Origin of the sequence: Vibrio sp. 10N.222.46.A1, from assembly GCF_041473595.1 — a bacterium.
In the GTDB taxonomy this organism is placed as follows: Bacteria; Pseudomonadota; Gammaproteobacteria; order Enterobacterales; family Vibrionaceae; genus Vibrio; species Vibrio tasmaniensis_A.
This window is the reverse complement of the sequence record NZ_JBFRSN010000305.1, coordinates 1-10,602: the sequence shown is the minus strand read 5'-3', so window position 1 is coordinate 10,602 and position 10,602 is coordinate 1. Positions and strand designations below refer to the sequence as shown.

The window sequence follows — 10,602 nt, the reverse complement described above, 5'->3', positions numbered from 1 at the left end:
CAGATCATTATCGTATCAGGTACGGGGTGAATGAATTTATATGTAGATTATTAGTCAGATTGATGGGAAAAGCGGATATTCGATTATCTCTGATTATTCTTTATGAAAAACAATATGCTACAGAGATAGTAACAAGCCATTTTATAAAGTAATTGCACTATTTTATGAAATGACTGCGATGATTTATAGAATAACAGCCTTAATAAGTAGCCTATTAAGGCTCGACTTGCCGATTCACGCAACAGCCATACATGTTGAACACCTATACGTGTTGACCGCCTACTACGCGTTTATCAGGTTGACGTTTTTATCCGTTTTACATAATGAGTGCAAAGGGGCTAAAACTGATATGTAGGCCATAGAATCAGTAATGCGAAACGAATAACCACAGCAAACACCAATAAAGCGATGCCCAGACGGTACCATTTGTATTCCGCAATATTCATTGGGATACGCTTATAAAACATAGTAATCACGCCTTTCCAATCACTACTGCGTCTTCCGTACTGCATCATGCTCGTCAAAACAAACAGAGCGCCAAGTACTAGCATTCCTTTCTCAGCCCAAAACAATCCAACTTCCATTTGTATTTTCCTTGATAAAACGATGAGCGACTTAAATCATTCTAGCCACCTTTGCTTACGGTTTCTGTAAGACCAAGGTCTAAATTACGAAGTACGCAATTCAGGGCTTTTACCTGATAGCTGATAGCTGATAGCCCATTGTTGGTAATTAGAAACTGGTAACTGGTAATTGATAACTGGTAATTGATAGTTCTCGGTCAGCATTACAAAGTTTATCGTTCAAGCTTTCATGGTAAAAGCGAGCATCACAAGCAGATCACGAATAAGCATGAGTCGAGAGATCCGGAGACTGACTGTTCTTTTGAATGACACGCATCAATTGGATAAGCAGCAGAATACCTGTCACACCTAAACCAACACCGATTCCGCCCCAGATCCCTGCCAATTCAAACTTAGACATCAAATACCAAGCCGCTGGCAAACCAAATACCCAGTAACCAATGGCTGTCATTACGGTTGGCATTGAGACAATCTTCATCCCTCTCAACAGGTTAATCGCCAATAACTGCCAAGCGTCTACAATAAAGCACAACGCAACCACCCAAATAACAGAGGCCAATAGCGAAGTCATTGCGCCCGTACCATCGTCTAACTTGAAGATAGACGCGATCATTTCCGGCCAGATGATGAACACGGCAGACAAGGCTACGCTCAACACCGACACCAATATAAAGCTTAGAATCGAGGTTCTTTTGATGCCTTCGTAGTTGCCCGCACCGAAATCACGGCCAACCAAAATCGCCGCAGCTTGTGAGAAACCGAAATTGAAGTTCCAAGTAAAGCTTAAGCATTGCAGTAGGATTTGGTGCAGTGCTAGAGAAGCAATACTGATCGTCCCCGCCATCAGAGTTCCGCCGTATATCAAGCCATGTTCAAGCAATGCAGCGAGCCCAATAGGCAAACCCATCATCAATAAAGGGCTCATTAATTTGATTGAATACTCTTCTGTGTTTAACCAAGGGGCGAACTGCTTAAACTCGTCACGCTTGAATACCCAAACCGTGTATCCAAGCATCACGATAAAGGCCGCGATAGCCGTACCTAGCCCTAAACCGGTTAAACCCATGTCTAATTGGAAAGTTAAGAAGTAGCTCACTGGCACATTCAGAATTACGGTGATGATAGACATCACCAGAATAGAGCGCACATTACCAAACGCACTGGTTAATCCACGCAGTACCAACAAAATAAGCGAAGGCAGCATCACCCATTTCAAGGCATGCACATATTCCATTGCTAAAGTAATCACTTCTTGGGGCTGTTTTGCTGCCTCTAATACCAACGGAGCAAACCAAAAGCTGGCCATTAAGGTCACACTCAACACAAATGCCAACATTGTTGCGCCTTTCACCGCCAATCTGATTTGTGTATTACCAAACTCAGGGCGAGCTACGCGCTGACCGTAAGCGATCGCAATCAAGTTCGCGACACACCCCACGGTGCTGCTCGCAATAATAAAGATGAAAAAGTAGATAGAGGCGCCTAAGCCACCAGCCGCAAGGGCTGACACACTGATACGCGACATCATCCAAACATCAGTAAGGACTAACGCCATAGAGATCAGCTGTGAAATGATCAAAGGGAATGCAAGAGTGAGTATTTTTTTCATGAGCGCCTCAGGTAATTTCGCCCAAAATACGATCGATGAGGCTGGCGTTCAATTGATAAATTTGCGACTCTAACATTCCATAAACTCATGCGAACGAATTATGACCCCATATCCTAGCTTGCCATCATCCCATAATGGCTTAAAAGCCTTCGAAGCTGCTGCAAGGCTGATGAGCTTTACTCTGGCCGCCGATGAGCTGCATGTGACACAAAGTGCGATCAGCCGTCAGATTAAACAGCTTGAAGATGAGTTAAACGCATCATTGGTTATTCGTAAGCATCGAGCGATTGAATTAACAGAACATGGTCACAATTTGTACGTGGCTTTACGTGAAAGCTATGCCAATGTCGAAGCGGTTATTGCTTCTTGGGGCGAGCCAAAGCAGAAACGTATTGTGATCAAAGCGACTTTGAGTTTCGCGACGCGCGTATTGATCTCTAAAGTCCGGGAATTAAACGAGCGTTATCAAGATTATGAAATCGTCATTGTGCCTGTGATTGAGGAAGACGAATCGATCAACAGCAGCGAATATGACCTACTGATCTTCCATACACGCTTCAAAAAACGCTATGACAAGGCACCTAACATCACCTTCTTACGTGAAGAGTTTATGGCGCCGGTCTGTTCGACTACTTTAACGAACAAAGATACTGACCTCGATTCGATCTTAACCTTACCAAGGCTCCACCCAACCTTAGATCATCACGACTGGAAAGTGTGGCTGGCTGATGTCGAGTCCCCGCCGAAAAAGCCCGTTAGAAATACCAGCTTCTTGTCTTTGGATATGGCACTCAGTGCCTGCTTGTCAGGTGAAGGCGTCACGGTGACGGATTTGCTGTTGGTTTTGCAGGATCTACAACGGGGCTTCTTGTACTGCCCTAAGGATGCAAAGATTCAGCACAGTGCTTGGACTTACTTCATGCACCAGCGTACACACACACCTATCATCAATGACCTTATTGAATGGCTGAGGGAAGAGACAGCAAAAGAGATCGAGTTGCTGAAATCACTCGCACAGCAATATCAGTGGTTTGGTGTAATAGAGCAAGACAAAGGCTTTGGTCGACTCTCTTAAATTAAGCTATGATTCCCCTTCCCTCACCCGATTGATATTTTTATGCCTTCTTTCTCTGTTTCAATGATCCCTGTTGGGGTTAGGTTCATGATCCTCTCCGCTTTTGGGTTCGCACTGATGTCTGCTTGTGTGAAATACATCAGCAACTACGGTATACCTGTATTTGAAATTGTTGCAGCAAGGGCATTGGTCTCTTTGATCATCAGCTATATCGATGTGAAACGAAAAGGCATTTCGATCTGGGGTAATAACAAACCACTCTTGTTTGTGCGTGGTGCTGTCGGTACTGCGGCGTTAATGTGTGTTTACTACGCCGTCACCACCTTGCCACTAGCAGAAGCGACCATTCTACAATACGTACATCCCGTGTTTACCGCGTTGCTTGGCGTGTTGTTCTTAAAAGAGCGCGTGCAAAAGTCGACCATGATCTGCATTGCATTCTGCCTCGCGGGATTGCTGGTGATGGTACAACCAAGCATGAACAGCGGCGTAAACAGCGAGTTACCCATGTTCAGCATTATGGTGGCGTTATTGGGCGCGTTTGGTAGCTCAATTGCTTATGTAATTGTGAGAAAGCTTAGCCAAACTGAAGATAGCTCAGTGATCATCTTCTATTTCCCGCTGGTTGCTCTTCCAATCTCAACAGCCCTGATCTGGAACGACTTTGTATGGCCAAGCTTATTCTTAACCATTATGTTGGTTCTGGTCGGGATTTTCACTCAGATAGGCCAATACGGTTTAACCAAGGCGATGCAAACTCAAGCTGCCGGTAAAGCTTCAGCTTACTCATACGTTCAAATCGTATTCTCAGCGCTGTTAGGCGTGTGGATCTTCAATGAGACTCCATCCGTTTGGACTTACCTAGGTGGTGGTCTAATTGTCACGGGCGCACTCATTAACGTGTTTGGCAAACAGTTGTTAGTGCCATTCAAGGCTAAGTAACCAACTAAGCGACCAAGCAACCAAGCAACCAAGCAACCAAGCAACCAAGCAACCAACAGAGTAAAGATCAGTTAGCCAATCAGCTAATAGATATAAAAAGGGCATTGCGGAATATTCCACAATGCCCTTTTCTGTGAGTCTTCCTAGCACCCTTTCTTAGACGTTTTATTTCGAACAATCTTGCTCTAGTACACCAACTCGATTACGAGTTCTACTACGTGGCATTGCGCAGCTTGGGATCATCACTCAAGTACTCTACAAATTCGATTTCAAAGCCCGCAGGATCAACAAAGTAAACGTTTTTGCGATAAGGTTCTTCAGCCCCAGGTTTGGCAATAGGGAAACCCGCATCAATAAGGCGCTCAATCACGCTCTCGATATTGTTGGTTACATAAGCAAAATGCGCGAGACCGACAGAATGCCCAGCCAAATCTCTGTTTTCTCCTTCGCCGTGATCGCTCAACGCGATGTATTGATATTCATCACCAAAATGTAGCCAGTTACGTGGCTTGCCAGACCATTCGCCTTGCCCTTCATCACGCACATACCAGTGAGGGAAAGCTGCTTTATAGAAAGTCAGCATCTCTGGGATATCTTTAACCACTAAATTTACATGTTCAAGTTGGATCATTCTTCTCTCCTTAAAGTATTCTCTTAAGCAACGTTGCATATCCTAATACCTCAAGTTAAGTTGAGGTAAAGAACTAATTTACGTTTATTTTCGAGAACGTCTTTAGAGTCCAAATGGCTCTGCTTTGACTACATACAAACAGTAAGTTTAGACGACTTAGTCCAACGTAACTCTCTTGCCTCGTATTATGTTCTTTGTACTTAATACCAGTGACTTTATGGGAGGTGTTCTCTCCAAACCACACCTTCCACAAAGTGAGCCGATGAAATGGATGCTGTATACAGGCCTCCCCTCAGTGATCGCAATGCAGAACCAAACCGTAGTTAATTGAAATACAAGCACTTAGTATTTTTTAGTCGACTGCGTAGCGGGAGTGATACATGGACAGCAGAATTACCATCAAAGAATTTCTCAGAGTGTTCGATTACCTTCGTTCAACGGGCGAACAGCTGAACAATAAATATCAAGTAGGCGAAATGACGGCTTGGCATGATTACGACGGTTACACCTGTTGGCTAAGCTACAGAGACGTTACGGTAACCCTGATGTTCCACGGTTCATTAAAAATCGAATACGACCAAGCGTCGAACTATGAAGACTTCATCAACCATTGTCTGGCTATGCTTGCTACAGAGCCTTCTCCGTAAGTACGAAAGGTCAACACGCCCTAATAACTATTGGAGAAAATCATGCACGAAACTGACTTTAAAACGCACTTACTGCCTAAACGAATCGCTTCTTTGTGCCTAATACTCAGCCTTTCTTTTTTATGGTGTCAAGTATCTGTAGCAGGAATAGATATGATTGATTTTACACAAGCGAACGAACAGAAGAATTGGACAGCGACCAACGACAATGTGATGGGCGGCATCTCAACAGGCGGTCTTATTCATGATGGCGAGACGAGTCAATTTAAGGGCGAACTATCGTTAGAGAACAATGGTGGCTTCAGTTCAATCAATCGCTCTGTTAAAACACTAAGCTCTGAAACGGACAGCGTAGAGTTGACGTTTGTGGGTGATGGTCGTACTTACCAGTTAAGGTTCACAACGTGGATAGATGGAAACAGGACCAACTACAAGCACAACTTTGAGACAATTAAAGGTGAACAACTCAAGAAAATTTTCCGACTAAACGACTTTCAAGCGGTGTTTAGAGGTCGGTTACTCAACGGAGAGCCGGGGCTTAAAGCTCAAGACATTAAACAGATCGGCTTTTTGATTGCAGACAAACAGCCTCTGCCCTTCGAGCTAAACTTACTTCAGATTCAATTCAAAACCTCGCAAGAAACGGAGTAACGCTTTGTTGGAATAAGGTAAAGTCTGAATAAACCACCGACGAACAAAAGCCCCTGATATCTTACCGATTCGCGATAGATATCAGGGGCCTTCCATTCAAGCGTTCAAAAGGTCAATGCTTCAAACCGTCAAAGATCTAAATCATTAGCTATTAATATTTAATGGCTGTTTTTCCAATCGACGTACTGCTTTCAATACGTTGGTGCGCATCTTTCAGAGTCTCAACACTAAAACCATTCAACGTCGTCGTTAGTGTCGATTTAATGCGGCCTGCATCAATCAAGTTCGCAGCTTGGAATAAGATGTCTTGTTGCTTCTGGATATCGTCTGTGTTGAACAGTGAACGTGTAAACATCAGCTCCCACACAAAACCTACAGACTTACCTTGAAGCGCCGACAGATCAATTCCACCATCGAACTCCACAATCGAACTGATCATGCCTTGTGGTGCAATCAGCTCCACCATCGATTCCCAGTGCCCTTTGGTATCCGCAACATTAAAAATGTAATCGACATGCTGGATGCCTTGCTCGCGCACAGACTCAACCAAGTTACGGTGATTCACCACATGGTCTGCACCCATATCCCTTACCCACTGCTCGGTTTCAGGTCTTGAAGCCGTCGCAATGACAGTCAGGTTAGTCAGTTGGCTCGCCAATTGAATAGTGATTGAACCTACGCCACCAGCGCCACCAATGATCAGAATCGACTTTTGCTCTTCAGGACGAACACGTAGGCGATCGAACAACGCTTCCCACGCAGTGAGTGTCGCTAGCGGCATCACAGCAGCAGCTTCATCAGAAAGGCTCTTTGGTGCTTTCGCCGCAATACGGTAATCAACGGCTTGGTATTCCGCGTTAGCTCCCATGCGAGTGACGTCACCAGCGTAGTAAACACGGTCACCTAATTCAAAACCTTCAACGTCTGTACCTTTACCGACAACTTCACCGACTGCGTCATAGCCCAGCACTTTAGGTTGTTCGAGTGTTTTATCCTTAGCACTACGAATACGAATTTTTGCGTCAGCAGGGTTGATAGAAGTCGCGCTCACTTTTACCAGCAAGTCATTATTTTTTAGTTCTGGCAGACTCGTTTCAAACTCAAATAAACTGTCTTGCTCTGTAATCGCAAATGACTGAGTAAATCCAATAGCTTTCATTTTTGATGGTACTGACATTGTGCTTTCTCCTTGAATTAGACGAGTTAATCTTAGTCAATTCTCACTCTAGATAAACCGTCTAACATTTGAATGATTTTCAAATATATTTTGATAATTAAGCGTATAAAGTTAGCTTAGAAGAGGTAAATAAGGGTTAACCCGCTTTGTGATTAGCAAAGATTTCAATACAATGTTTAGAACATTATCAAACACAGGTAGATAAGATGCTTCTTGAAGACTTACAGGTCATTTTGAAAGTGGCGGAGTTTCGCAGCATCACCGCAGCAGCCACCAACCTAGACATGCGTACTGCTACCGCGAGTGCTGCCGTCAAACGAGTTGAAGCCGCACTAGGCGCTGAACTGTTTGTAAGAACCACTCGCCATTTAAGGCTCTCTTCAGCAGGCGAACGCTATTTACCTGAGTGTGAACAGGCCTTGAAAATATTAGAGCAAGCCAAGCTCAGCATGCGCGAAGAGCTTGGTATTCTCGATGGAGAAATCCGCATTGCGCTTTCATCGGATCTAGGCCGCAACCTCATCACACCTTGGTTAGATGAGTTCTTGCTTGAATACCCTAAAGCATCACTTAGAACGAGCATCAGTGACAGTAATATCGATTTTTACCGTGACTCCGTTGATATGGCGCTTCGCTATGGCTCCCCTACTGACGCCAATATGTATGGTTTCAAGATCTGCGATGTGCCGAGAATATTGTGTGCGGCTCCTGAATATTTGGCTGAAATGGGAACACCAAAACACCCGAGTGACTTAGCTCAACATAATGGTTTGCTTTATCAGCTGCATGATATGTTGCAAGACGAATGGGTGTTTAACGATGGTAAGCAGGATCACAAAGTGAAGCTGAAAGGGAATCGTGCATCGAACGATGCTGACCTTGTTAGACGTTGGTGTGTTGCCGGTAAAGGCGTGGCGATAAAGTCTTGTTTAGATATGTCGAAGCATTTGCTTTCGGGCGAAGTGGTTAAAGTTATGCCTGAATTAAAACCAACACCAACCGAGTTGTGGTTAGTCTGCCCTAGTCGTCAATCCATCACACCAACGGTTCGCTTATTAAGAGATTTATTCCGCGAGAAAACCGCAGAGATCCTTTCTCAATTGGGAGACCAAGGTATTCTAGAAAATAAAGCATCATAGGATCTAATGCTGCTTAGAGATAAGACGCAGAGATACAAAAAAGGCGTTAGTGAACTTTGAAGCCACTAACGCCTTTCTTCATTTGAACATCACCCTGTATTAATGGATGTATCTACATTAATACTAATACTTAAATGCGAGTACTTAGTTTGACTCTTCTTCTACATCACAATCAGCACAGCACTGAAGAGCAATTTCATGTTCGAAGGTGATTGTATCTTGGCCTTCTTCTAGAAGTTCTGCAATTTCATCCGCGACTTCTTGCTCATCATCAGCTTCAATTCCGCTCGCTAACTCTTCTTCTGAATAACCGAAGAAATTCAGTAATAGATACTCGCGAGCTTCGTCTTTGGTACAAACCACATTTGCTGAAAGATCAGGCGTAACTTCACCTTCCGCAAGTGTCTTTGTCACTTGCTCTAGAGCAGTATCTTTCATCGCAGGCGTTAACCAACCAAGATCAGTACTTACTGTCGTTTTTTTACAGTCGAAGCAAGGCAGTTGGTGAAAGTAGTATTGAAAGGTCGTCATAGGTAATTTCTTCTTTAAGTGTTGTATAGCGAGATTATGCGCGTTTTATAGCAAAATACTATCTCAATCAACACCAAAAATTGATTCGCTCTGATTATTTTAACCAGATGCACAGCAAGCCATACTGACAACTTTAATCATCGGCTATTTGCTTAAATCGCCACACACATCGGCGTATTGGATATAGGGTCACGAAATACGCTCACTTTGAGATCAAAAACATCATTCAGCAATGTCTCGGTCATCACCTCATCGGGGGTGCCTTCAGCCACTAAACCTCCTCTTTCTAAAACGATCAAATGATCGCAGTAACGGCTCGCTTGGTTCAGATCATGGAGCACAACCACCACCGTTTTTCCCTTGTCATTCATCTGCTGCATCAAGTTCATTAATTCAACTTGGTGAGACATATCAAGATAAGTGGTCGGTTCATCCAACATCACGACATCTGTGTCTTGCGCTATTATCATCGCTATCCATGCTCTTTGACGCTGCCCACCCGACAGTGACTCAATCGGTTTATCAGCAAACTCAAGTACGCCAGTATCACGCATTGCTTGTTCGACAATCGCTTGGTCTTCTTGCCCTAACTTTCCCCAATGGGACACATAAGGAGAGCGGCCATATTCAACCAATTTTCTGACCGAGATGCCTTCGGGGCTGACCAATATTTGCGGCAGAAGCGACAACGAACGCGCGAGCACTTTATCGCCATAGCTCGACAACGGTCTGTCTTCAAATAACACCTCTCCAGTCACCGGCTTATTGATCCTGACTAACGTCTTTAACAAGGTAGATTTACCACATCCATTGGGTCCAATTAAGGCAGTAATTTTTCCCTTAGGGATGGACACCGAAAGGTTCGGTATGATCGTTTGTTTGCCGTACGCGACGGAAAGATTCTGCGTTTTTAGCATGGTTACCAACCTCGATAACGATAGAGAAGAAATATGAAATAAGGCGCGCCAATGACAGAAGTAAGTACCCCTGCAGGTAATTCAATCGGTGGTTGTAGACCTCTTGCCAAGCCGTCGGCACAAGTAACCAGAATCGCACCCACCAGAGCAGACGCCGGGATTAACAACTTATGATTATGCCCAAACAACAAGCGCGCTAAGTGAGGTGCTAATAAACCCACAAAACTGATCGTTCCAGCCACTGAAACGCTGACGCTGGCAAGCAACACTGCGGCCAATAGTGCAAGAGCTTGTATCTGTTTTGGCTTAGTACCCAATGTGGTGGCACTTTCCTCACCAAGCCCCATCACATCCAATCGCCAAGCAAGCCAAAATGCCATTGGCAACAACAAGAGCAATGCTCCCCAAATAAAGGGAACTTGCTGCCAGTTTCGTCCCCAGAGGCTGCCGGTTAGCCATACCATCGCAGTGTTGATCTCGATGGGGTTAGTGACAAGCAAGAAGTCGATGCAACTCGCCAGAAACGCACTCACTGCAATACCAATCAAGGCCAACTTGGCGGGTGTTGGCCTTGACCACCATGCCAATAGCGCAATCAGCCCAGCAGCCAGTACCCCACCGAACATCGCTACGACAGGAAGCACACTGACTGGTGCATTGGGGAACCAAACTAAACTCGCTGTCGCAGCAAGCCCTGCC

General features: G+C 44.5%; 12 protein-coding genes. 5 read left to right on the top strand and 7 right to left on the bottom strand.

Annotation, left to right across the window (positions count from 1 at the left end; genetic code table 11):
- Positions 1–338: 338 nt before the first annotated feature.
- Both AB4496_RS10075 and AB4496_RS10070 read right to left on the bottom strand, forming a co-directional pair.
- Positions 339–584 carry a hypothetical protein gene (locus AB4496_RS10075; RefSeq protein WP_009844815.1) on the bottom strand — a complete coding sequence of 82 codons (246 nt, stop codon included), beginning with the start codon at positions 582–584 and terminating at the stop codon, positions 339–341.
- 256 nt (positions 585–840) lie between these two features.
- Entirely contained in the window at positions 841–2,193 is a 1,353-nt protein-coding gene (locus AB4496_RS10070) for an MATE family efflux transporter (protein WP_102257577.1), read from the bottom strand.
- A 100-nt stretch (positions 2,194–2,293) separates the two neighbouring features.
- Here AB4496_RS10070 and AB4496_RS10065 point away from each other — a divergent pair, with 100 nt between their 5' ends.
- Positions 2,294–3,268, top strand: a complete 975-nt coding sequence (locus tag AB4496_RS10065; protein WP_102257576.1) for a LysR family transcriptional regulator — start codon at positions 2,294–2,296, stop codon at positions 3,266–3,268.
- A gap of 42 nt (positions 3,269–3,310) precedes the next feature.
- Positions 3,311–4,210 carry a DMT family transporter gene (locus AB4496_RS10060; RefSeq protein ID WP_102257575.1) on the top strand — a complete coding sequence of 300 codons (900 nt, stop codon included), beginning with the start codon at positions 3,311–3,313 and terminating at the stop codon, positions 4,208–4,210.
- Positions 4,211–4,424: 214 nt separating this feature from the next.
- On the opposite strand, the gene AB4496_RS10055 is transcribed toward AB4496_RS10060, so the two are convergent.
- Positions 4,425–4,841, bottom strand: coding sequence for a VOC family protein (locus tag AB4496_RS10055; RefSeq protein WP_009844811.1), 417 nt, complete (start codon positions 4,839–4,841; stop codon positions 4,425–4,427).
- Between the two features lie 380 nt (positions 4,842–5,221).
- Here AB4496_RS10055 and AB4496_RS10050 point away from each other — a divergent pair, with 380 nt between their 5' ends.
- Positions 5,222–5,488: a DUF3081 domain-containing protein gene (locus tag AB4496_RS10050; RefSeq protein ID WP_102257574.1), complete on the top strand. Its 267-nt coding sequence runs from the start codon at positions 5,222–5,224 to the stop codon at positions 5,486–5,488.
- A gap of 42 nt (positions 5,489–5,530) precedes the next feature.
- Positions 5,531–6,139 (top strand): CIA30 family protein, encoded by a 609-nt coding sequence (locus tag AB4496_RS10045; RefSeq protein WP_102257573.1) that lies wholly within the window; start codon positions 5,531–5,533, stop codon positions 6,137–6,139.
- Between the two features lie 151 nt (positions 6,140–6,290).
- Here the strand turns inward: AB4496_RS10045 and AB4496_RS10040 are convergent, their stop codons facing one another.
- Positions 6,291–7,316, bottom strand: a complete 1,026-nt coding sequence (locus AB4496_RS10040) for a zinc-binding alcohol dehydrogenase family protein (protein ID WP_102257572.1) — start codon at positions 7,314–7,316, stop codon at positions 6,291–6,293.
- 206 nt (positions 7,317–7,522) lie between these two features.
- On the opposite strand from AB4496_RS10040, the gene AB4496_RS10035 reads away from it, so the two are divergent.
- Positions 7,523–8,455 carry a LysR family transcriptional regulator gene (locus tag AB4496_RS10035; RefSeq protein WP_102257571.1) on the top strand — a complete coding sequence of 311 codons (933 nt, stop codon included), beginning with the start codon at positions 7,523–7,525 and terminating at the stop codon, positions 8,453–8,455.
- A gap of 144 nt (positions 8,456–8,599) precedes the next feature.
- Here the strand turns inward: AB4496_RS10035 and AB4496_RS10030 are convergent, their stop codons facing one another.
- The 3 genes from AB4496_RS10030 to AB4496_RS10020 form a co-directional block, all read right to left on the bottom strand.
- Complete coding sequence (locus AB4496_RS10030; RefSeq protein WP_009844806.1) at positions 8,600–8,986, bottom strand: hypothetical protein; 387 nt, start codon at positions 8,984–8,986, stop codon at positions 8,600–8,602.
- A gap of 152 nt (positions 8,987–9,138) precedes the next feature.
- Complete coding sequence (gene fecE / locus AB4496_RS10025; RefSeq protein ID WP_102257570.1) at positions 9,139–9,903, bottom strand: Fe(3+) dicitrate ABC transporter ATP-binding protein FecE; 765 nt, start codon at positions 9,901–9,903, stop codon at positions 9,139–9,141.
- A 2-nt stretch (positions 9,904–9,905) separates the two neighbouring features.
- Positions 9,906–10,602: iron chelate uptake ABC transporter family permease subunit (locus AB4496_RS10020; RefSeq protein ID WP_372130907.1), on the bottom strand; the 697-nt coding region annotated here is incomplete at its 5' end.